This window comes from Sphingomonas sp. H160509, from assembly GCF_024124765.2.
Taxonomy (GTDB): domain Bacteria; phylum Pseudomonadota; class Alphaproteobacteria; order Sphingomonadales; family Sphingomonadaceae; genus Sphingomonas.
The window spans coordinates 1,927,800-1,950,826 of sequence record NZ_JAMXSR020000002.1 but is presented as its reverse complement, the minus strand read 5'-3'; the positions used below and the strand labels follow the sequence as shown (position 1 = coordinate 1,950,826).

The following is a 23,027-nucleotide window of genomic DNA, read 5'->3' as shown; positions in this document are numbered from 1 at the left end:
CGCGGATTCACCAGGAACCTTGGAATCGCCGACACCCGACCCCATGGTCGTGCATCCTGCGAGCATCGTCGCAGCCAAGGCTGCGACGATGATAGCGTGAGACCCTCACGACGCAGTCGTCGATGATGCAATGTAGGGAGCGGCCGCGTGCTGGTTCGCCGCATGGGTTGGGAGAACCCTTTGCTGGCATTCGTCGACGACCGTCTTCGAACACGGAGGGTAGGCTCTCAGTCCTGCCGCTGAAGCAGGCGAGCCCGAACCGCCGAGCGAGGCGACCAGAATGCCGCCCGAAACCGCGGCGGCGACAATCAGCGCAGCGCTACGGGCTGCAAGTGTGGACAGGGTAACCATGACGTTTCTCTCTCTTCATGCGGGTCTTGATCGAAGGGCGATGCCCCGGCTCACGACCGTTGACGCTACATCGTTGCAGCTATCTAGAGATGAGAAGCGATGCTGACGGATGTCTTACAAAGCCTGATTTATTTTGTGCATCCGCGAAGGAATCTCAGGGGCGAGGGCCCGGCGCAAAGCGGGATCCTCGCAACCATGGCAGCAGGAAGGGGGCATGCGGCGGGGACGTGTCGTTGGGTGTGCCGATGTTGATCTTCCGACGGTTGAACTGCCAATACAGCATCACGCTCAGGATGGCGGCGTAGAAGCACCAAACCGAGGCGAAGGCGTAGCCTTTGACCAGATGGACGATCGTCAGACCGACGACGTTGACGACACCGTACGTCCTGACGACCCGGTGGCTCGACAGCAACAGCGCGCCGCACGTCGCCAGTATGTAGACCACCGATACTATCATGTTGCTGGTCATCGCGTTGCGATATGCGATCGAGAAATGTTCGACGAAGGCATGGATCGGGAACAGGATCAGCCCCGCGATATTCCAGGCGCATACGAACGCGCCGGCTATGGTCAGTCCGACGATCGCGATACGACGCCAGCCAGGCGGTTCCATCAACGCGACCGCTGCTGGCATGAGCGTTGGCAGGACGCCCAGGGCGTACAGCATGAACAGGAGCACGGCATGGTCGAGCGCAACGCGGCCCAGCATGCCATGGAATGCCAGCCAGACCAGCCCCTCGCAGAATTGATGCCCCGCAAACAGCAGCGGTACGGCTGCGAAGAGTAGCGCGCGTGGCTCGCGAACGTGGCGCAGCGTCGCCACACCGATCGTCGCCAGCACGCCTGAAGCGACGAAGCTGGCAGTAGCCGAAAAGCACATGAGCAGTCTTTCTAGCTATTGGCGAGCCAAAGGCCTGCCGTGTTTCCTGCCACAAAGCTAGGAAGGTCTGTTGCTATCAGCGTTAGACCGGCATGACGCCCGGTCCGCCGACGGGAAAATGAGTGATCGTCGACGCGGGAATGTTCAAATGTTGTGCGACGAGGCCCGGCGGCACGTGCGTCAGCCAGTTCGAGAGTGATACCTCCTCGTAGCGATCCGCACGAAATATCTCGAGAAAGACGAGGTCGCCGGTCCCGGTATTCTCGATGTAATGCCCCCTGGCTTTTCTTCACATAGCCGACGTCGCCGGCGTTGAAGTCCATCGTCGTCGCTTTCGGACCATTGTCGAAGATCGTCATGCGTCCTTGGCCTTGCATCCAATATTGCCATTCGTCGGCGTTGGGATGCCAGTGAATCTCTCGCAGGCCGCCCGGCCTAACAGTGACGAGTGCCGCTGCGACGGTTTTTGCAATCGGGAAGTTCTGGCTGTCGGCGATCTGGATCGTGCCACCCGTCGTGGAGTGGCGTGGGCTCGATCGGGAAAGGTGGAAGATGACCGGTGCGGCGCCCGGTACGACGTGCGCGGCGGCACGGTCGGCGGCGAGCGTGCCGGGTTCCTGCCCCTGGAAGATCCATTTGCTGTTCAGCGGGATCGTCTTGAACGCATCTACGGGGACGTTGAAGTTCTTGGCGAGAATGTCTGGTGGGATGTGCGCCATGAACTCGCTGAGCAACAGCGTGTTGTTCTCCGACTGCGCGCCATCGTCGAATGCCAACACGAACTCGCAACCTTCGGGGCCAAGTCCCTGGAGAGAATGCGGCAGTCCTGCGGGAAAATACCAGAGATCGCCTGCTTCGACGTCGTCGACGCTGGCCCGACCTTCCGTATCGATGGTGGTGATCCGGCATCGACCACGCGTCATGATCGACCATTCCGCGGTCAGGTGCCAGTGCAGTTCACGAATGCCACCGGCGGAGAGGTGCATGTTGACGCCGGAGATCGTCGTCGAGATCGCGAAGTCGGCTTGCGTGACCTGACGCGCCCAGCCGCCGTTCTGGATACGTTTGTGGGCGTTGTTGAACGATGCCCAGAACATCGGCAAGGTGTCCACGTCGGTCGCTGGGGGGCTCGACGATGAAGGAAACTGATCCGCTAGCGTCGGGTTCTGGGGTCCGATCACCGTATCGTGGGTCGCAGGGTTCTTGGCGGCGTTCAGGGCGCCTTCGGGTGGCAGGTCGGGATTGCCGTATGTTTGGGCCTGAGCATGTGCAGTAGCGCCGACCGCGACGCCGAGCGCAGTAGCGGCGATCAGGAATTCACGACGTTTCGGATTGTCCATGACGGTGCTCCGGAAGGGGGATTTAACGATTGCGTTTGGTCATCCGTAAGGAACCGGCGGCGTACTGCCGGGACACAACCGATATTCGGCCCCGTCGCGATCGTTGTGGCGTGAGAGGCTTGTCGGCGAATGAAGCGTGAAGACCTGCGTTTCGGACTGCGCGCGTGCTTCGGTTCCGTCGCCCATCGCCGCGCATGTGGTTCGGACGCGATAGGTCGCTCCGTGGCGCGAGATCAGCGTGCTGTGACACTGGCTGGCATGCGGTCCCGACAACGCATGGCCATCATAGGCAAAGATCGCGGCAAGCGATGGGTCGTTGCACGGCGTACCGGCGCGAACATAGGTTCCCGGCGTGATCGGTAGCGGCCCGCGGTGGAACCCGGTGCTGGCAAATGCAGGCGCTGCGACCAATAGCACCGTCAGGGCAAAAGACGTCGGAGTTTGCATGCTCAATTCCTTGTGCTGTCTAAGCGCCACCGTCGGCACCGATGAACTGGTACAGCGCGACGCGGTTTTGCAGGTCGGCGAGGGTGATCGCGATCTGCGTCTGCTGTGACGCGTACAGCGTCCTCTGCGCGATCAGGGCAGCTAGGAACGTCGACGTGCCGATCCTGTATTGTTCGTCTGCAAGCCGATAGCTGGTCGATGCCGCTGCCACGAGCCGCGCCTGGGCCGCGCGTTGCGTGTCGATGGTGCCGAGGCGGGCTAGTTCGTCGGCGACTTCACGGAAGGCGGTCTGGATGGTGTAGCGGTACATCGCCAAGGCGTAGTCGCGTTGCGCTTTGGCGTAGTCGAGGTTGCCGCGGTTTGCCCCACCCAGAATCGGAAGCGTCGCCGCGGAGGCACCGGACGCGCCGAGCGCGCCGCCGGTGAACAACGCGCCGAGCGCGGTGCTGGCAAAACCGAGGATTCCCGTGAGCGAGATCGTCGGGAAGAACGCGGCGCGGGCGGCGCCGATGTTCGCGTTGGCGCTTTCGAGTGCGTGTTCGGCCTGCACGACGTCGGGGCGTTGCAGCAACACCGTCGAGGACAGGCCCGCAGGGACCAGCGCCACCGTACCGTCGAGGTCGCCGAGCGACGTCGGCAGTTGCGTGTCGGTAACCGGCGTCCCGACGAGCAGCGCGAGTGCGTTGCGATCCTGAGCAAGCTGCGTCGTGAATTGCTCCACGTCCGATTGTGCCTGCGCGACGACGGTCTCTGCATCGGCGACATCGGTACCGGCGACCAGCCCCGCGGCATGCAGCGACTGGGTCAGCGCAAGGCTGCGGTTGCCGCTTTTCAACGTCTCCTGCGCTACCCCGAGCAGGTCGCGGTCCGACACAAAGGTCAGATAGGCGCTCGCGGTTTCGGCGATGAGCAGGATGCGGGCCGATCGCATTCCCGCATCGGTCGCGAGATATTGCTGGAACGCTGCCTTGCTGAGATTCTTAAGCCGTCCGAAAAGGTCGATCTCGAAACTGCTGATGCCGACATTGGCGGCGAAGGTCTGCGTGTCGCCGGTGGTATTGGTGATCGACCGATCCACCGTCGCCCCTGGGTTCGCCGACACGGTCGGAAGCTGCGACGATCGCTGCACGCGGTATTGCGCGCGCGCCTCTGCGACGTTCGCGACGGTCGCCGCCAGGTTCTGGTTGTTGGCGAGCGCATGCTCGATCAGCGTCCGTAGTCGTGCGTCGCCTATCACGGTGCGCCAGGGAAGACCGGCGGGCTGGTTCGTCGTCGGCGCGTAGGCAGCGCCGGTCGGCCAGGTCGGCGGCGCATCGATCGCGGGACGCAGATAGTGCGGGGCGAGATCGCAACCCGTGACAAGCAACGGAAGCGCGAACAGGATACGGCGCATCAGGCGGTCCTCTCGATGCTGCCGGGCCTGGGAGCGGGACCGGGACCGGGTTCGGGCGGGGTCGCTGGGTCGCCGTGGAAAATGCGTGCGACCAGGACAAAGAACAGCGGCACGTAGAAGATCGCGAGGAGCGTCGCCGTCAGGATCCCGCCGACCACCGCCGTCCCGATCGCGATGCGGCTGTTCGCGCCGGCGCCGGTGGCGATCGCAAGCGGGAACGTGCCGGCGATGAACGCGATCGAGGTCATGAGGATTGGCCCGGAGTCGCATCTTCGCGGCTTCCACCGCCGCATCGCGGGCATTCCGGCCCTCGGCATGAACGGTGGCCGCGAACTCGACGATCAGGATCGCGTTCTTGGCGGCCAGGCCCATCGTCGTCAGGAGGCCGATCTGGAAATAGATGTTGTTGTCGAGCCCGCGGACCGTCACCGCCAGAACCGCGCCGATCAATCCGAGCGGGACCACGAGCAGGACGGCGAACGGGATCGTCCAGCTTTCGTACAGCGCGGCGAGCGAGAGGAACACGACGAGCAGCGAGAGGCCGTACAGCATCGGCGCTTGGCCGCTCGAGATGTTTTGCTGATACGACAGCGCGCTCCAGGCAAAGCTGGTGCCCGGCGCATATTGCCGCGAAAGCGCCGCCATCCGCAGCATCGCGGTCCCCGAACTGACACCCGCCGCCGGGCTGCCGAGGATTTCATACGAGGACAGCCCGTTGAAGCGGGTGAGCGCGGTCGGCCCCTTTTCCCAGCTGGTCGTCGCGATGCTGGAGAACGGAACCATCGTCGGCGTCGTCGCCGCGGTCGCGATACCACCGTTGCTGACCGCAGAGGTCGAGCGGACGAACCAGCTGGCGAGATCTCCCGGGAGCATGCGGTAGGGTGCGTCGGCCTGCATATAGACCTTCTTCACGCGGCCTCGGTCGATGAAGTCGTTGATGTAGCTGCCACCCCAAGCCGCGCTCAGCGTGGCGGTGGCATCGCTTTCCGCCAGCCCCAGTACGGCGAGCTTCGCCTCGTCGATCGTGACCTTGAGTTGCGACGTATCGGCCAGAGAGTTCGGACGAACGCCGGCGAGCAGCGGATCCTTCCGTGCAGCGCCGATCAGCCGGTCACGCAACGCTTCGAATTTATCGATCGGGACGCCAGCGGAGTTCTGCAGCTCGAAGGTGAACCCGTTAGCCTGCCCCAAGCCGCTGATCGGCGGCGGCGTTAGCACATAGATCTGTGCGTCGCGGATCTTCGCCAGTCCGGCGGTCGCCCGTGCGTTGATCGCATCGACTGTATTGGCGGCACCCGTGCGTTGGTCGAACGGTGCCAACGTCACGAATCCGAGACCCGAATTCTGCGATGAACCGGAGAAATTATAGCCATCGACGGTCAGCACACCCGTCACGTCACGCTTTTCGTTCTGGAGGTAATATTTCTCGATATCCGCGCGCACGCCGTCGGTTCGCGACTGCGCAGCGCCGGTCGGCAGCGTGTATTGAAACAGCGCGATGCCCTGGTCTTCGTTGGGCAAGAAGCCGGTAGGCAGGCGGACGAACAGCAAAGCGAGCACGACGAGGATGCCGGCATAAGCCAGCAGGTACAGCATCGGCCGCGTGATCACGGTACCGACGCCTCCGACATAGCGGTTGGTCGCACGATCGAACCACCGGTTGAAGCGGGCACCGACGCCGTTGCCGTCGGCCTTGGACTGCCCCGCGGGTTTAAGCAGCGTCGCACACAATGCCGGGGTCAGGACCAGCGCGACCAGGACGGACAGGACCATCGCGGACACGATGGTGACTGAGAACTGGCGATAGATAACGCCGGTCGAGCCACCGAAGAACGCCATCGGCAACAACACTGCGGACAAGACCATGGCGATGCCGATCAGCGCCGAACTGATCTCGCGCATCGATTTCGACGTCGCTTCCTTCGGTGACAGCCCGTCCGCCTCCATGATGCGTTCTACGTTCTCGACCACTACGATCGCATCGTCGACGAGCAGTCCGATCGCGAGGACCATGCCGAACAGGGTCAGCGTGTTGATCGAATAGCCGAACATCGCGAGGATACCGAACGTCCCCAGCAGCACGACGGGAACCGCGATCGCCGGGATCAGCGTCGCGCGCCAATCCTGCAGGAAGACGAACATGACGATCACGACCAGCACGATCGCCTCGAACAGGGTCTTGACGACGTCTGCGACCGACAGCTTGATGAAATCCGTCGTGTCGCGCGGGTAGACGATCCTGTAGCCCGCCGGCAGATGCGTGGTGAGCTCTGCGACCCGCAGCTTGACCGCCGCCGCCGTCTTGAGCGCGTCGGCTCCAGGCGTGAGCTGGATTGACAGTCCTGCCGCCGGATGGCCGCTATACTGCGCGTCGGTGATGTAGCTGTCGCTGCCCATCTCGACGCGTGCGACGTCGGACAGTCGCACCACGGTACCGTCGATCGACGTCTTGACGACGATATTGCGAAACTGCTCGGGGTCTGCAGCCGCGACTTGGCATTGACGATCGCGGTCAGCTGCTGGCCGACGACTGCAGGCAATTGGCCGAGCTGGCCCGCGGAAATGTTGACATTCTGCGCCAGGACGGCAGCGCCGATGTCGGACGGCATAAGCTCGACCGCGGCCAGCTTCTGGGGTTGCAGCCAGATCCGCATCGCATACCCCGATCCGAACAACTGGGTTTGACCGACACCGGTGACACGGGAGAGGTCATCTTGGAGGTTGCTGACCATCCAGTCGGCGACGTCGGTTTGCGTGGATTTGTTCGTCGTGTCGTACACCCCGACGATCAGCAGAAAGTCGCTGTTCGACTTGGCAACGGTCACGCCTTCCTGTTGCACGACACTGGGCAGGCGCGAGCTCGCTTGGGTCACCTTGTTCTGGACCTGGACCTGCGCGATGTCTGGATCGGTACCCTTGGCGAAGGTGACCGTGATCGCCGCAGACCCGGCCGAGCTCGACGACGAGGAGAAGTACAGCAAACCGTCGATGCCGGTCAGTTGCTGCTCGATGACTTGGGTGACGCTCGATTGCAGGGTCTGTGCACTGGCGCCGGGATAGTTTGCGCTGATGCTGATCGAGGGTGGGGCGATATCGGGATATTGCGCGATCGGCAGCGTCGTGATGCCGAGGATGCCGGCCATCATGACGCCGATCGCGACAACCCAAGCGAAGATCGGCCGATCGATGAAGAACTGGCTCATGGGTTTTGCACCAGCGTCGGCAGTCGCACCGGGATCGGCCTAACGACCGACCCCGGCACTGCGTTATCGGTGCCATCGACGATCAGTCTGTCGCCACGTTTCAGTCCGCGCGTCACCAGCCATGCCTCGCCGACCGCCTGGGCCGCGATCACGGGCGTGGCGACGACGGTATTGCCGGCGCCGAGTACGAGCGCGGTGGCATTGCCCTTGGGATCGCGCGTAATGCCTTGTTGAGGCGCGAGGATACCGTTGGGCGTCACGCCTTGCGGCGCCGCGACGCGGACGAACATGCCGGGTAACAGCAAGCCCTCCGGGTTGGGAAAGCGTGCGCGCAGCGTGACCGTGCCGGCATTCTCGTCGACTGTGACCTCGGTGAATTCCACGGTGCCGGGATGCGGATAGCTGCTGCCATCCGGCAGTTTCAGCGTCACCGTGGTGCTCGACGGCAGCACGCTTCCCTTCGCCAGCGCACGCCGCAAGGTCAGCAAGGCGTCACTCGACTGGACGAGGTCGACATAGATCGGGTCGAGTTGCTGGATCGTGGCCAAGGCGGTCGCCTGGCTCGCTGTTACGAGCGCGCCCGGCGTAACCGCCGATCGGCTTATCCGGCCGCTGATCGGTGCGCGGATCAGCGTGTAACCAAGATTGATACGTGCGGCTTCCAGCGCGGCCGCGCTCAGGTGGATCGTCGCGCGCGCTTCCCGCGCAGCAGCGACGGTGTTGTCGAACTGTTGCTTGCTAACCGCGTCGGGATCGGTGAGCGATCCGTAGCGACTGGCTTGTGCCTGTGCCGCGGCATAGGTTGCCTGCGAGTTCTCCAGCGTTGCCGCAGCCTGGTCTCGACTGGCGCGGAACTGGCTGGGATCGATCCGGTACAGCGGCTGTCCGGCGCGGACGTAAGTGCCTTCCCGAAATAAACGCGCGAGAATAATGCCGTCGACCTGCGGGCGTACGTCGGACTCGGTGGTCGGATTTGTTCGCCCCGTCAGCTCCTGCGTAGTGGTGACGGGTCCCGACGTCAGTGTGACGATGCCGACCCGGGCCGGGTCGTGGGGGGCAGCGGTCTTGGGCGCGTTCGAGCAACTCGCGAGCAACAGGCCAAAAAGGAGCTGGGCAGGGCGCGTACCGAACCGTGTCACCACGTCCGCTGCCGATCCGACGGCGTTGTGTCACCCTCTCGGTTGACGTTCCAGCAGACGGCGACCTTGTTTGATGTTTCGGTCATGTCGAGTTCCTGTCGATCGAAGGATCGGGACGCTGCATCCCGACGAAGGCTGGATCGCCTGTCCAAGGCCTCGCGCAAATCATACGTTCGTATGAATAGGTTAAACGCGGTGCTTCATTGCCAAGTTCAGGAATGGTTCCGCGAACTTCGGATAAAACGGCAAGACCAAAGTATGGTATCCATCCGCGTATTGTCTGTGGTCATGTCTTCCGTGGAAGTTGTTTACTTATGCGTAGACAGTGATCCGCAAAAAACGCGCCATTGTTGTGCGAAGCCACCAGGAGGTCTTGGAATGTTTGTTCAAAGATTCGCTATGAAAGCGCTTTACGCCGTGCTCGCATCGGCAGCCGTGGTTCCATTGCTTGCAACGCCCGCGACAGCGGAGTCGAAGAAGTCGATCGCCAAAATGGAGAACTCGCTCTCCGCGGCCGGGTTCATCGTGAAGCCGGCGAACTCGCCCGCTCGGCTTGCCATGCTTGCGCGGCTCCCGAAGGACAAGTTCGCGCGGCGGACGAAGGGCGACATCGTCACCTACGTCTACGCCGACCCGAAGGACTGCAATTGCCTCTACGTTGGATCGCAGGCCGCGTACGGTCGATACCAGCAGGCGGACCAGGCAAAGAACATCGTCGATCAGGAACGCATCGCCGCGGAGGATTATGACGATCCGGCGTGGAACTGGGACAGCTGGGGCAGTTGGGGACCCGGGTTCGGTTTCCGGCATCACGGATGGTGATGGCATGGTCAGCGGTGCGGGGCCGTGAAGCCCCGCACCGTTACCATCGGTTTCGCCGCGTCCATTCGGAGATCAGATCATCTCAGTGCCACTGAAGTATCAGGTGCCCTCAACGGTCGTTGCAACGGATCCGGACGCAACGCTCGTCGTCGAACTTGACGGATCGGCCGCCCTTGCGACCGAGCATGGAGCCGGCGTTCCGTCATCGAATGATCGAGCACGGGCGTTACCGGGACAAGACGGTGTCGAACCTGGCGTGGATGAGAATACCGAGGCCGGCGCTTCGGCCGTGCGCAATCAGTCACTTGCCGTTTTTGGTGCTGGTTCGCTGGAGTGGCCATTCGTACTGCCAGTCGTGCCATTACGCGATGCCTATTAGCTGACGCTTACCTCACGGGCGCAAAAAGCCACTGTTCAGCAGGGCGGGCTCACCTTCGATAGCCGCATGACGCTCGGTCCTGCTTGAAAGCAATCCTTTGCAATCACTTGCCTGCCGTGACGCGGCTGAACGCGCGCCAATGGTCGGCGGCTGTCCAAACCCATCCAAGGATGTTTCATCATGCCTTCAGAGATCGCCACGGCCAGCCGCTCGACCGATCCGAACTCGACCGTTCCGCGATCGCTGGTCTGGCTTGTCATCGGGCTATTCTTCATCTGGGGCGGCGCGACCAGCCTGAACGATATCCTGATACCGAAACTGAAGGGCCTGTTCTCGCTGACTTATACTGAGGTCATGCTGACGCAGTTCGCGTTCTTCATGGCATACTTCATCGTATCGGTGCCCGCTGGAACGCTGGTCGCGCGGATCGGCTATGTTCGGGGCCTGGTAGTCGGACTGGCGGTCATGGCGCTCGGCGCGGTCCTGTTCTGGCCCGCCGCCGGATCCGGTACCTATTGGAGCTTCCTGATCGCACTGTTCGTGCTCGCGGGTGGCATCACGATCCTGCAAGTCGCTGCCAATCCGTTGATCGCAGGGCTCGGCGATCCCGCCGGTGCCAGCAGCCGTCTGACCTTTGCGCAGGCGTTCAATTCGCTCGGGACGACGATCGCACCTTATATCGGCGCGCAGTTGATCCTCGGGTCTGCCGCCAAGGTCGATCCGGCCACAATATCCGCCAGTGCGCTCCCCGCCTTTCGTGCGGCCGAAAGCGAGATCGTCGCTCACATCTATCTCGGCATCGCCGTCGTGTTGGCGGTCATTGCCGTGATCTTCTGGACGCAGCGCAAGACGCTGCGTTCGGAACGGCCGGATGAAGTCGGTTTTCGCGACAGCCTCAGGCTCCTGCGCGTGCCGCGCGTACGCTTCGGCGTCATCGCTTTGTTCGCCTATGTCGGTGCCGAGGTTTCGATCGGCAGCGTCCTGGTCAATTACCTCGAGCAGCCGAGCACGCTGGCGCTGAGCGCGCAGTCTGCCGGCGAACGGCTGTCCTTCTATTGGGGCGGCGCAATGGTCGGGAGGTTCATTGGCTCCTGGCTGCTCAACCGGATCGCGCCGGGCAGGCTGCTCGCGGTCTTCGCAGGTATCGCGGCGGCGCTGGTCCTGACGTCGATCGTCAGCACCGGCGGCGTCGCGGGCTGGACGCTGATCGCGGTAGGGTTGTTCAATTCGATCATGTTCCCGACGGTGTTCTCGCTGAGTTTGGAAGGGCTCGGGCGCAAGACTGCGGAGGGATCGGGATTGCTCTGCATGGCGATCGTCGGTGGCGCGATCGTGCCGCTGATCACCGGCAGCATCGCCGACGCGTCGACGATCGCGACCGCGTTGATCGTACCCGTCATCTGCTACGGATTGATCGTCGCCTTCGGGCTGTCGGCATCGCGGAAGGTGGCTCAGTGACCCGCCTCCACACCAGTCTCCTTGCCGCCGGTACGCTGGCCTTGACCATCGGCAGCCAGGCGGATGCCCAGGAAAAGGCGCTCGTTTCCCTAGGCCAGCGCCGCGACCGCACCCGCCGACACGCAGCAGGCCACGGCGCCGGTCCCATTGACGGAAGAACCGCCTGCAGCCCGCCCTTCCACGTTGACGGGGGTGGGGCGGATTGCGCACCAGCCTGCGTAACGACGGCGTAGACCTGACGGCGAGCTATGGATCGGAAACCGCGGCGAACGTTTCGGGCGGGGACCGCCATCTCGTGCGCGAGACCGGCCGGTTCGTCTTCGGTGCAACCCTCGACGCGGAAAAGCTGATTGGCATTAAGGGCGGCACGTTTCAGGCGACGGTGACCTATCGGCGTGGCAAGGATCTGGGCGCGGCTAAGAATCTCGGCGTCTTGCAACAGGTTCGGGAGGTGTATGGCCGCGGCCAGACCTGGCGGCTGAGTCAGTTCTGGTATCAGCAGAGCTTTGCCAACGGTCATGCAGATCTCAAGCTGCGGCGACTAACTCAAGGCGGGACTTTAGCGCGGTCTCGTGCGATTTCATGAACCTCAGCTTTTTGCGGTTCGCCGGTCGGCAATATCGCCGGCGATTACTGCTATACCTGGCCGGCAGTTGGTCCGCCTTCAAGCGCACCGCCATTGCGCGGTCGCGTGTGCATACGGCGATGGCAATACCCTCCGTCGCGGCCTAGACGATAGGCGGTGCGACCGCCGCCGCGTCGCCAGGAAAGATACCGCGCCAAGCCTATGACCGACCAGACTTTGGCAGACCTTGGCTGGACTGCGCATTTTGCGGACCAGCTGACCGAGGACGAGCGTCTCCACGGCCACCCTGTCCGCGTGATGGCCGTGCACCGCGGCAAGATTGCGGTGTCCGGCGCCAAGTCGGACGGTTTTGTCTCGCCCTATATCGCCGGTGCGCAGCCCGAGGACGATCACCCGACGGTCGGCGACTGGCTGCTCGTCGACGATCGTACGCAGGAGGCGACGCGTGTCCTTCGCCGCATGAACCTGTTCAAGCGACGCTCGCCCGCCGATCCGCGGAAAGATCAAATGATCGCCGCCAACGTCGACACCGTCTTCATCGTCGCATCGTGCAACCAGGACTTCAGTATCGCCCGGCTCGAGCGCTATCTCGTGCTGGCGCGCGAGGTGGAGGTGCACCCGGTCGTCGTCCTCACCAAGGCCGACCTGACCGACACGCCCGAGCAGTTCGCCGCCGCGGCGCGCGCGATCGAACCGGGATTGCTCGTCGAAACGGTGGACGGGCGCGACCGGGCGGACGTCAAGCGGCTGGCGGCGTGGTGCGGGCCCGGCAAGACCGTCGCGTTCCTCGGCTCGTCCGGCGTCGGCAAATCCACGCTCGTCAACGCGTTGCGCGGATCGGACAGCATCGGAACGCAGGCGGTGCGGGTCAAGGACGGTACCGGCCGCCACACGACGACGGTGCGCGAGATGCACCGGCTCGACCAGGGCGGCTGGCTGCTCGACCTGCCCGGTATGCGCGAGCTGCAATTGTCGGAGGCCGCGACCGGGCTGGCCGAGGTGTTCGACGATATCGCGCTGCTCGCGCAGGAGTGTCGGTTCGCCGACTGTTCGCACGGGGCGGAGCCGGGGTGCGCGATCCAGGCGGCGATCGCGGCGGGGACGCTGGCGCCGGACCGCTTCGAACGCTGGCGCAAGCTCAACGCGGAGGAAAATGGTGCGGCGTCACGGCTGACGAAGCGCCGGACCCGCTGACGGCCGGGATGCCGTTGGGCATCCCGGCGACGTCCACCGGATAGGAACTTGGACGGATCGACATTCGGCTTGAGGCGCTAGGTCAGCGCTTTTCCTGTCATGCCGGACTGGTCCCGGCATCCACGGTGCCGCAAAATCGATAGCATTTAGCTTGCGGAACGGTGGGCCCCGGAACGAGTCCGGGGTGACTGAGTGGTTTTAGGACCGGCACGCCTCAAGCTGAATATCGATCAGCCCTAAAGACTGTCGTTATTGGCTCGACGGCATGGGGCAGGCAGCAAACGAAGATGTTTCAAAGTATAGATCGCTGCGGTGAACTACGCCAGACAAGTAAACGCCCGGACCGTTGCCGATCCGGGCGCCTGCGTGACGATCGCTCGTCAGCCCCCATTTTTTTGCTCTCGCATCTCGTCTTGCGACGGAGCGGAAAAGCAGTCCCCGAACCACGGCCGTTGCCTGTGTCTCAGCGAGTTTGTTGCTAGTTATGTCCGTGGATTTTGTCACGGTCTTTGCGCGGGGCGGCTCACGATTGAACTGCGCCTGTGGCGATTACGCAACAGACCAATCTAGACACTTCCGGATCGGGACTAACCCGGCCCTGTAGGAGGGGGGCGCCGCACGCCGAGCATGGGCCTGAAGCACGGCCCCGACAGTTGCCTCGCAACGGGCCGCGTCCTAGAGCCGCTGCACTCTATCCCTAACGATCGAACCTGGCCGCCCATGATCCTGTCCCGCTACGAACGGATGATAGCCCGCCGCTATCTGCTGCCGGGCAAGGGCGAGGCGTTCATCTTCCTCGTCGCCTCGATCAGCCTGGTCGCGGTCATGCTCGGCGTCGCCGCGCTGGTGATCGTGATGAGCGTGATGAACGGCTTCCGCGCCGAGCTGTTCGACAAGATCGTCGGGCTCAACGGCCATGCGGTGGTGCAGGGCGTCGGCAACCGGCTCCCCGACTGGCGCGAGATCGTCGCACAGGCGCAGAAGACGCCGGGCGTCACCAGCGCGCTGCCGCTGATCGAACAGCCGCTCGCCGCCACCTATAATGGTCGCGCCGAGGCGGTGCTGGTCCGCGGCATGCGCGTCGACGATATCCGCCGCAATTCGACGATCAGCAACAAGGTCGTGATGGGCTCGCTCCAGTCGATCACGCAAGGCTCCGGCCGGATCGCGATCGGCTCACGCCTCGCCGAATCGCTCGGCGCGCAGGTCGGCTCGGAGATTTCGCTGTTCAGCCCGCAAGGCCAGACGACACCGTTCGGCACCGTCCCGCGGATTGTCAGCTATACGGTCGGCGCGATCTTCGAGATCGGCGTCTATGATTACGACAAGGCGTACATCATCATGCCGATCGAGGATGCGCAGACGCTCCTCCTGATGGGCGACGCGGCCGGCATGGTCGAGCTGAAGACGGTCGACGCGGACCGCGTCGGCGAGATTCTCAAGCCGCTCGCCGACAAGATCGGCGGCAACGCGGTGATCGCCGACTGGCGGACGATGAATGCGCAGCTGTTCGAGGCACTCGCGGTCGAGCGCGTCGCGATGTTCACCGTGCTGTCGATCATCATCCTGGTCGCGGTGTTCAACATCCTCTCGTCGCTGATCATGCTGGTCCGCGCGAAGACGCGCGACATCGCGATCCTGCGGACGATGGGCGCGACGCGTGGCTCGATGATGCGGATCTTCATCGTCGTCGGCACCACCATCGGCGCGCTCGGCACGGTCGCGGGCCTCGTGCTCGGCTTTATCTTCCTGTTCTACCGACAGGGCGTGGTGAACTTCGTCCAGCTCCTCACCGGCCAGAATTTGTGGGATCCGTCGATCCGCTACCTCACCGAACTCCCGTCGAAGACCGACCCCGTCGAGATCGTCGTGATCGCGCTGATGGCGCTCGTTTTCAGCTTCCTCGCGACGCTCTATCCGGCCTGGAAAGCGGCGAGTACCGACCCCGTGCAGGTGCTGCGTTATGAATGAAGGCCTCAAAATCGATCGCCAGATCGAGAAGTTCGACGATTACGTCCTCCAGACCAGCGGGCTGACCAAAAGCTTCACGCAGGGTGACGCGACGATCGACGTGCTGCGCGGCGTCGACCTCGCGATCGCGCCAGGCGAGATCGTCGCATTGCTCGGGCCGTCGGGCTCGGGTAAGTCGACCTTGTTGCAAGCCGTCGGCCTGCTCGAAGGCGGCTTCCAGGGATCGATCAGGATCGCCGGCACCGAGGCGGCCAAGCTCAACGCGCACGAGCGGACCGTGGTGCGCCGCGACAGCCTCGGCTTCGTCTATCAGTTCCATCACCTGCTGCCGGACTTCAACGCGACCGAGAACGTCGTCCTCCCGCAGCTCGTCCACGGCGCGACGCGCGTCGAGGCGGACCGGCGGGCAGCGGAATTGCTGACCCAGCTCGGCCTCGGCCACCGGCTGACGCACCGCCCGAGCCAGCTCTCCGGCGGCGAGCAGCAGCGCGTCGCGGTTGCCCGCGCGCTCGCCAACAAGCCAGCGCTGGTGCTGGCCGACGAGCCGACCGGCAATCTCGACGAACACACCGCCGATATCGTCTTCGCCGAGTTCATCCGCTTGGTCCGCGAACAGGGCACTGCCGCTGTGGTTGCGACCCACAACGAACGGCTCGCGGCGCGCATGGACCGCGTGCTGCGACTGCATGAGGGACGGCTGGCGTGACCTGGGGCGAGACGCCGACGCTCACCGGGCGTCACGTCACGCTCCGGCCTTTGGTCCCCGACGACATGGACGCGCTGGTCGCGGCCGCGTCGGCGGACAACTTGTGGGACACGTTCTACGCCAACGTCGCGATGATGAAGGCGCCCGACCGCTGGCTCGCCGCGGCGTTGCGCGAGCAGGACTTCGGGCGGGCGCGGCTGTTTGCGGTCGTGGCTGGCGGGACCGTCGTCGGCACCACGCGCTTCATGCGGATGAACGAGGGCAACAAGCGGCTGGAGATCGGCGGCACCTTCTACGCCAAGTCCGTGCAGCGCACCGGCGTCAACACCGAAGCCAAGCTGATGTTGCTGACCCACGCGTTCGACGTCCTCGACTGCGAATGCGTCCAGATCCGCACCGACTCACTCAACAAGAACTCCCAGCGCGCGATCGAACGCCTAGGCGCCAAGCGCGACGGCGTGCTCCGCGGGCATCAGGTGATGGCCGACGGCCGCTTGCGCGACACCGTCGTCTACAGCATCCTCCGCCACGAATGGCCCGGCGTGCTGCAGAACCTGGCGTATCTGCTTGCGCGACACCCCGCCTGACTGGAGGACCGCCCATGACCGCAATCACCGACTTCACCGTAAAGAGCGCCGACGGCAGTGCAGCCTCGCTCGAACCCTATCGCGGCAAGGTGCTGTTGATCGTAAACACTGCGTCCAAATGCGGCTTCACTCCCCAATATGACGGACTCGAAGCGCTGCATCGCGATTATGCGGAGCGCGGGTTCGAAGTGCTCGCGTTCCCGTGCAACCAGTTCGGCGGGCAGGAGCCGGGTGACGCAGCCGAGATCGCCAACTTTTGCACGCTGACCTACGACGTGACGTTCCCGGTCTTCGCGAAGGTGGATGTGAACGGGGCAGGGGGCGGACCCGCTGTTCGAGCGGCTGAAGTCGGACGCTCCGGGGGTGCTCGGGTCGAAGGCGATCAAGTGGAACTTCACCAAGTTCCTCATCGGGCGCGATGGGGCCGTGAGGGGATCGCTACGCCCCAACGACGAAGCCCGAAGACATCCGCAAGGATATCGAAAAGCTGCTGTAGCATCGCGGTCTACCACCCCGCACTTTCATTACCACCCCGGCGAAGGCCGGGGCCCAATTGGGGGACGGCGGTGAAGACCGCTGCGCTTAGTTACTGCAACCTCTCCAATTGGGCCCCGGCCTTCGCCGGCGTGGTGGAGCTTTCGGGGCGGCCGCGAAGACCAAGAGTAAGCTTGTTCCCCCGCGAAGGCGGGGGCCCAGACTGGACTCCCGCCTTCGCGGGAGAACAATCCGTTCGCGGGGAAAGTCAGGCGGTCACCGAGAAAGCTGGCGCCTCCTTCTTATGCGCCAACGCTGAAGCAACCGAGGTCACCCCCACCAAACAAGAAGCTGATCCCCAAAACATACCCCGGCAGCGTCAGCGCCGACCAAGGCAGCGTCGCCAACACGATCACCGCCAGCACGACGTTCACCACCCCCAGCGCGATCATCAACCCCTTGCCGCGCCGAAACCGCGCCCCAAGCCCGATCTCCAACGCGCCACGCACACCAAGCCAAACCGCAATCAGCAACGTCAGCGAGATCGCCCCCCGTCGCCGGCTCGAACGCCATGATCAGCCCGATCACCAGCGACACCAGCCCGAACCCGATCGCATAGCCGCGCCCCCTCATGCCCCTTGCCGGCAAACCCCGACACGATCGACACGACCCCGGCCGCAATGAAGAACGCCCCGATTACCAAAGTCGCGGCATAGGTCGCGGAGAACGGCGACGCGAACGCCATCACCCCCAGCACCACCGACAACACGCCATAGGCCAGGATCCACCCCCAGCCGGCACCCGCACGAGGGCGTACCCGCAGCCGTGGTTTCAGTATCGGCAAAGTGCCCGCGTGGATCGGTCATGTAGAATGCTCCCAGAAGTCCCCGCCGCAACGGCTCGTCGTGTCCTCAGTTCCGATCGGACTCATCCCGGCTGGTCGAATCACGCCGCAGCGCCTACCTCCGGTCGATGCATTCCGGTTACGTCCCCCTCCGCGTTTTCTCCTGCTACACCATGCTCGATGGCGCCATCGATCCGAAAGCGATCGCCAAGCAGGCGCGCGCATTGGGCTTCCCCGCCGCCGCGCTGACCGATCGCAACGGGCTCTACGCGGCGATGGCGTATTCGGACGCCGCCAAGAAGGACGGCGTCCAGCCGATCATCGGCGTCATGCTCGGCGTCGGTCGCCCCGACATGCCCGATGGCGTCGCGACGCAGTTCGACTGGCTCGCGCTCTACGCTCAGAACATGACCGGCTACGACAATCTCTGTGCGCTCGTCTCGATGGCACATCTCGACCGCCCGATCGAGATGCCCGCGCATGTCGACTTCGCCGCGCTCGAACGCCACACCGACGGCCTGATCGCGCTGACCGCAGGCGGCGAGGGCGGTCTTGCGCGGCTGTTCGCGGAAGGCCAGCCCGACCGTGCCCGCGCCTATCTCGACCGCCTCCAAGGCCTGTTCGGCGACCGCCTCTACATCGAGCTCTCGCGCCGCAACGACGCGATCGAGACCGCGGCCGAAGCCGACCTCATCGACATCGCCTACGACCGCAATCTCCCGCTGGTCGCGACCAACCCGTGCTGCTTCACCGAGAGCGCATTCGGCGACGCGCACGACGCCATGCTCTGTATCGCGCATTCGACCTATGTCGAAACCGAGGACCGCATCCGCAGCTGCCCCGAGGCCTGGATGAAGCCCGCGCCGGTGATGCACGAGATGTTCGCCGATCTGCCCGAGGCGATCGCCAACACCTTGGTCGTCGCACAGCGCTGCGCGGTGATGGCGCCGTACCGCAAACCGATCCTCCCCCAGCCTCGCGGGCGATATCGAGGGCGAGGCCAAGCTTCTCCGCGACGACGCCGAAGCCGGCCTCGAAGCGCGTCTCGTGCGCATCGCCGAACTTCACGGTGAGGGCGAGGACGGCTGGCGCGATGTGTACCGCAAGCGCCTCGCGTTCGAGGTCGACGTGATCGTCCAGATGGGTTTTCCCGGATACTTCCTGATCGTCGCGGACTTCATCAAATGGGCGAAGGATAATGACATTCCCGTCGGCCCGGGCCGTGGTTCGGGCGCGGGCTCGGTCGTCGCCTGGTCGCTGACGATCACCGATCTCGACCCGATCAAGCTCGGCCTGCTGTTCGAGCGCTTCCTCAACCCGGAACGCGTGTCGATGCCCGATTTCGACATCGATTTCTGCGAAACCCGGCGCGTCGAGGTGATCCGCTACGTCCAGGAGAAATACGGCCGCGATCAGGTCGCGCAGATCATCACCTTCGGAAAACTGAAGGCGCGCGCGGTGCTCAAGGACACCGGGCGCGTGTTGCAGATGAGCTACGGCCAGATCGATCGTCTCGCCAAACTGGTCCCGAACCACCCGACCGATCCCTGGACGCTGGAACGCGCGCTGAACGGCGTCGGCGAGCTGGCGAAGGAATACGCCAACGACAATGGCGTCCGGAAACTGCTCGATCTGGCGATGAAGCTTGAAGGCCTGCCACGCCACTCGTCGACTCACGCGGCCGGCGTAGTGATCGGCGACCGGCCCTTGGCCCAGCTCGTGCCGCTGTACCGCGATCCGCGCTCCGACATGCCCGTCACGCAGTTCGACATGAAATACGTCGAGGGCGCCGGCCTCGTGAAGTTCGATTTTCTCGGACTGAAGACGCTGTCGGTGCTCCAGAAGGCGGTGCAGCTACTCGCCAAGCGCGGCGTGACGGTCGATCTCGAGGCGCTCGAGTGGGATGATGCCGGCGTCTACGCGCTCCTGCAAAAGGGCGACACGGTCGGCGTGTTCCAGCTCGAATCCGAAGGCATGCGCCGCACGCTGTCGGCAGTGCGCCCGTCCAATTTCGGCGACATCATCGCGCTCGTGTCGCTCTATCGACCGGGCCCGATGGACAACATCCCGTCGTTCGGCCGCCGCAAGAACGGCACCGAGGCGATCGACTATCCGCACCCGCTGCTCGAACCGATCCTGTCGGAGACCTACGGCATCTTCGTCTACCAGGAGCAGGTCATGCAGGCCGCCCAGGTGCTGGCGGGCTTCTCGCTCGGTGGCGCCGATCTGCTGCGCCGCGCGATGGGCAAGAAGGTGAAGGCCGAGATGGACGCGCAGCGCGCGGGGCTTCGTCGAGGGCTGTCTCACCGTCAACGGCATCAAGAAGGCCGAGGCCAACGCGCTGTTCGACTTGATCGACAAGTTCGCCGGCTACGGCTTCAACAAGAGCCACGCCGCGGCCTATGCGCTGCTCGCGTACCAGACCGCATGGCTGAAGGCGCACCACCCGCACGAATTCTTCGCGGCCTCGATGTGCTACGATTTGCACCAGACCGATAAGCTCGCGATCTTCACCGACGACATGCGCCGTCTGGGGATCACCCGCGCTGCCGCCCTGCATCAACGCGAGCCAGGCCGAGTTCGATGTCGAGGTTTTGCCCGACGTCGAGGAGAACAACCTCGCGGTCCGCTACGCCCTCGGCGCGCTGAAGTCGGTCGGCGAAGGCGCGATGGAAAAGCTCATCGTCGAGCGCGTCCAGAACGGTCCGTTCGCCGGTCTCGACGATCTCGCCAAGCGCGTCGACCCGCGCCTCCTCAATAAGCGCCAGCTCGAGACGCTCGCCCCCCGCGGGCGCGTTCGACGGCCTCGACCAGAACCGCGCCGGCATCCACGCCACCGCCGAGACGATCCTCGCGATCGCCGCGCGCACGCACGAACAGAAGACCAGCGGGCAGGGCGGCCTGTTCGGCGACGCCGAGCCCGCCGGCGACGCGATCAAGCTGCCGCCATCGGTCCGCTGGACGCTCAGCCAGCGCATGGACCAGGAGAAGGAGGCGTTCGGCTTCTATTTCTCCGCGCACCCGGTCGATCGCCATCGCCACATCGCGGTCAGCCACGGCGCCCGCGCCTACACCGCGCTGTCCGAGCTCAATATCCCCGACGACGGCAGCCGCGCCGGCGCGACGATGGCGGTGCTGGTCGAGGACGCGCGCTACCGCACGTCCGCGCGCGGCAAGCGCTTCATGATGGCGCAATGCTCCGACGCTAGTGGCCAGTTCATGGCGACCTGCTTCGACGACCAGGTCTCGAAGGATCTGGAGGAGGCAGCAAAGGCCGGTGGCTGCGGGCTCATCACTGTCGAGCTCGATCGCAAGCCCGGCGAGGACACGCCCCGCGTCAGCATCAAGCGTATCCAGCCGTTCGAAGGGCTCGCCAACCTCGCGCGTTTCCAGGTGGTCGTGACGATCTCCGACATGACCGCGTTCGCCGGCCTCGCCTCACTGCTTGCCGAACACCGCGGTGCGCGCGGCGAGGTTCGCGTCCGCGCGCAATTGCCCGACGGCGAGGTCTGCATCCTGCTGGGTCGCGACTTCCTGCTCGACGGAGAGCTTGTCGAGCACATCGAGTCGTTGCACGGTGTCGCCAAGGTGGAGATGAAGACCTCGGAAACGAGGCTCGCTCTGGTCGGATAACAGCTTGGGAGAGCATGAATGCTGGGTGGAATGCAGGATTTCGAGCTTCGTGTTCCCCGCTTGATAGACCACGCGGCGAGGGAGCATGGCGCGAGGGAACTCGTCAGCTACTGGGCCGACGGCCGCGAAACCCGCACCAACTGGGCGGGCATTTCCCGAGACGCACGCAAACTCGCGCAAGCGCTGGAAAAGCTCGGCGTAGCGCCCGGTGACCGGGTCGCGACGCTGGCCATGAACCACGCGCACCACCTCGTCGCCTGGTACGGCACGATCGGCATGGGCGGCGTGATCCACACGATCAACCCGCGGCTGTTCGACGAGCAGCTCGTCTACATCGCCAATCACGCCGAAGACCGCGTGATGCTCTACGACAAGGCGTTCCAGCCGCTCGTCGATCGCCTCCGCGCGCAATGGACCAGCATTCGGCATTACGTCTGCTTCGACGATCTCGGCCCCGACGGCTTCCAGGCGCTGCTCGACGCCGAGGACGGTGACTATGAATGGGTCGAAGGCCCCGAGCGCGAGCCTTGCATGCTCTGCTACACCAGCGGCACCACCGGCAATCCGAAGGGCGTGCTCTATACGCACCGCTCGACGCTGATCCACGCGATGGCCGAGGTCGCGCCGTGGGTGTTCGATCTCTCCCCCAACGCCGTCGTGCTCCCGGTCGTGCCGATGTTCCACGCCGCCGCCTGGGGCCTGCCGTTCGCCTGCGCGCTGTCGGGGGCGAAGGTCGTCTATTCCGCGGTCAACGATCCGGCCGCGCTGTGCCGGCTGATGAACGACGAGAAGGTGACGCATTCCGCCGGCGTGCCGACCGTGTGGCTGGCGATGTTCGGTCACATGGACGCGTCCGGCGACGCGCCCCGCCACCTGAGGCAGGTGACGATCGGCGGTTCGGCCGCCCCCCGCGCGATGATCGAGCGGATCATGGGGATGGGCGCCACCGTCAAACACCTCTGGGGCATGACCGAAACCTCCCCGATCGGCACCGCCGGCTTCGCGCCTCCGCACTGGGAGGGCATGAGCCACGAGGAGAAGCTCGACCTCGTCGGCAAGCAGGGCAGCGTCCCGTTCGGCATAGAACTCCGCATCATCGACGACGAGGGCACGGTGCTAGCCCGCGACGGCAAGGTCGCCGGCAGGTTGCAGGTCCGCGGCCCATGGGTGGTCCAACGCTATTTCGGCGCCGACGAGGACGCGGTCGACGCGGACGGCTGGTTCGACACCGGCGACGTCGCAATGCTCCACGCGGACGGCACGATGCACATCACCGACCGCTCGAAGGATGTCATCAAGTCCGGCGGCGAATGGATCAGTTCGGTCGACTTGGAGAACGCGGCCGTCGGCTGTCCGGGCGTCGCGGAGGCGGCGGCAATCGGCATCCACCATCCGAAATGGGACGAGCGCCCATTATTGCTGGTAGTCCGCAAGCCCGGCAGCGCGGTCGACGAGCACGCGATCCTTGATCACCTCGCGAAACACGTCGCCAAATGGTGGTTACCCGACGCGATCGTCTTCGTCGAAGACCTGCCGCACACCGCGACGGGCAAACTGCTCAAGACCGCGCTCCGTGAACGCTTCAAGGATTTCGCGCTGGCGTCAGCCTGACTGGTCTTC

At 64.4% G+C, this 23,027-nt stretch carries 15 protein-coding genes and 3 pseudogenes; 10 read left to right on the top strand and 8 right to left on the bottom strand.

Annotated elements, in window-relative coordinates; translation table 11 throughout:
• Positions 1 to 505 precede the first annotated feature (505 nt).
• From NHF48_RS11185 to NHF48_RS11160, 6 genes and pseudogenes are all read right to left on the bottom strand, one after another.
• On the bottom strand, positions 506 to 1,231 hold the full coding sequence (locus tag NHF48_RS11185) for a DUF6629 family protein (RefSeq protein ID WP_253071152.1): 726 nt from the start codon (positions 1,229 to 1,231) through the stop codon (positions 506 to 508).
• Positions 1,232 to 1,242: 11 nt separating this feature from the next.
• The gene (locus NHF48_RS11180; protein ID WP_253071151.1) at positions 1,243 to 2,571 is read right to left on the bottom strand and encodes a cupin domain-containing protein; all 1,329 of its coding nucleotides are present in this window, start codon (positions 2,569 to 2,571) and stop codon (positions 1,243 to 1,245) included.
• 39 nt (positions 2,572 to 2,610) lie between these two features.
• Positions 2,611 to 3,018: a hypothetical protein gene (locus NHF48_RS11175; protein ID WP_253071150.1), complete on the bottom strand. Its 408-nt coding sequence runs from the start codon at positions 3,016 to 3,018 to the stop codon at positions 2,611 to 2,613.
• A gap of 19 nt (positions 3,019 to 3,037) precedes the next feature.
• A complete protein-coding gene (locus tag NHF48_RS11170) occupies positions 3,038 to 4,411 on the bottom strand; it encodes an efflux transporter outer membrane subunit (protein WP_253071149.1) in 1,374 nt (457 codons plus the stop codon).
• Positions 4,411 to 7,614, bottom strand: a pseudogene (locus tag NHF48_RS11165) (efflux RND transporter permease subunit). The gene NHF48_RS11170 and the pseudogene NHF48_RS11165 overlap by 1 nt, the downstream one beginning before the upstream one ends.
• Entirely contained in the window at positions 7,611 to 8,753 is a 1,143-nt protein-coding gene (locus tag NHF48_RS11160; protein ID WP_446741147.1) for an efflux RND transporter periplasmic adaptor subunit, read from the bottom strand. Before NHF48_RS11160 ends, NHF48_RS11165 begins: the two are co-directional and overlap by 4 nt.
• Before the next feature lie 399 nt (positions 8,754 to 9,152).
• Here NHF48_RS11160 and NHF48_RS11155 point away from each other — a divergent pair, with 399 nt between their 5' ends.
• From NHF48_RS11155 to NHF48_RS11120, 8 genes and pseudogenes are all read left to right on the top strand, one after another.
• Positions 9,153 to 9,575 carry a hypothetical protein gene (locus NHF48_RS11155; protein WP_253071148.1) on the top strand — a complete coding sequence of 141 codons (423 nt, stop codon included), beginning with the start codon at positions 9,153 to 9,155 and terminating at the stop codon, positions 9,573 to 9,575.
• Positions 9,576 to 10,134: 559 nt separating this feature from the next.
• Complete coding sequence (locus NHF48_RS11150) at positions 10,135 to 11,412, top strand: sugar MFS transporter (RefSeq protein WP_253071147.1); 1,278 nt, start codon at positions 10,135 to 10,137, stop codon at positions 11,410 to 11,412.
• A 202-nt stretch (positions 11,413 to 11,614) separates the two neighbouring features.
• Complete coding sequence (locus NHF48_RS11145) at positions 11,615 to 11,998, top strand: carbohydrate porin (RefSeq protein WP_253071146.1); 384 nt, start codon at positions 11,615 to 11,617, stop codon at positions 11,996 to 11,998.
• 201 nt (positions 11,999 to 12,199) lie between these two features.
• Positions 12,200 to 13,192: a ribosome small subunit-dependent GTPase A gene (gene rsgA / locus NHF48_RS11140; protein ID WP_253071145.1), complete on the top strand. Its 993-nt coding sequence runs from the start codon at positions 12,200 to 12,202 to the stop codon at positions 13,190 to 13,192.
• 720 nt (positions 13,193 to 13,912) lie between these two features.
• Positions 13,913 to 15,163, top strand: coding sequence for a lipoprotein-releasing ABC transporter permease subunit (locus NHF48_RS11135; protein ID WP_056489550.1), 1,251 nt, complete (start codon positions 13,913 to 13,915; stop codon positions 15,161 to 15,163).
• Complete coding sequence (locus NHF48_RS11130) at positions 15,156 to 15,869, top strand: ABC transporter ATP-binding protein (RefSeq protein ID WP_253071144.1); 714 nt, start codon at positions 15,156 to 15,158, stop codon at positions 15,867 to 15,869. The genes NHF48_RS11135 and NHF48_RS11130 overlap by 8 nt, the downstream gene beginning before the upstream one ends.
• Entirely contained in the window at positions 15,866 to 16,456 is a 591-nt protein-coding gene (locus NHF48_RS11125) for a GNAT family N-acetyltransferase (RefSeq protein WP_253071143.1), read from the top strand. Before NHF48_RS11130 ends, NHF48_RS11125 begins: the two co-directional genes overlap by 4 nt.
• 14 nt (positions 16,457 to 16,470) lie before the next feature.
• Positions 16,471 to 16,952: pseudogene (locus NHF48_RS11120) on the top strand (glutathione peroxidase).
• A 280-nt stretch (positions 16,953 to 17,232) separates the two neighbouring features.
• Here NHF48_RS11120 and NHF48_RS11115 read toward each other — a convergent pair.
• Complete coding sequence (locus tag NHF48_RS11115) at positions 17,233 to 17,463, bottom strand: hypothetical protein (RefSeq protein WP_253071142.1); 231 nt, start codon at positions 17,461 to 17,463, stop codon at positions 17,233 to 17,235.
• Between the two features lie 2 nt (positions 17,464 to 17,465).
• Positions 17,466 to 17,774, bottom strand: coding sequence for a DUF308 domain-containing protein (locus NHF48_RS11110; protein ID WP_253071141.1), 309 nt, complete (start codon positions 17,772 to 17,774; stop codon positions 17,466 to 17,468).
• A gap of 173 nt (positions 17,775 to 17,947) precedes the next feature.
• On the opposite strand from NHF48_RS11110, the pseudogene dnaE reads away from it, so the two are divergent.
• Positions 17,948 to 21,407 (top strand): annotated as a pseudogene (dnaE, locus tag NHF48_RS11105) (DNA polymerase III subunit alpha).
• 18 nt (positions 21,408 to 21,425) lie between these two features.
• Positions 21,426 to 23,018: a long-chain fatty acid--CoA ligase gene (locus NHF48_RS11100; RefSeq protein WP_253071140.1), complete on the top strand. Its 1,593-nt coding sequence runs from the start codon at positions 21,426 to 21,428 to the stop codon at positions 23,016 to 23,018.
• Positions 23,019 to 23,027 lie beyond the last annotated feature (9 nt).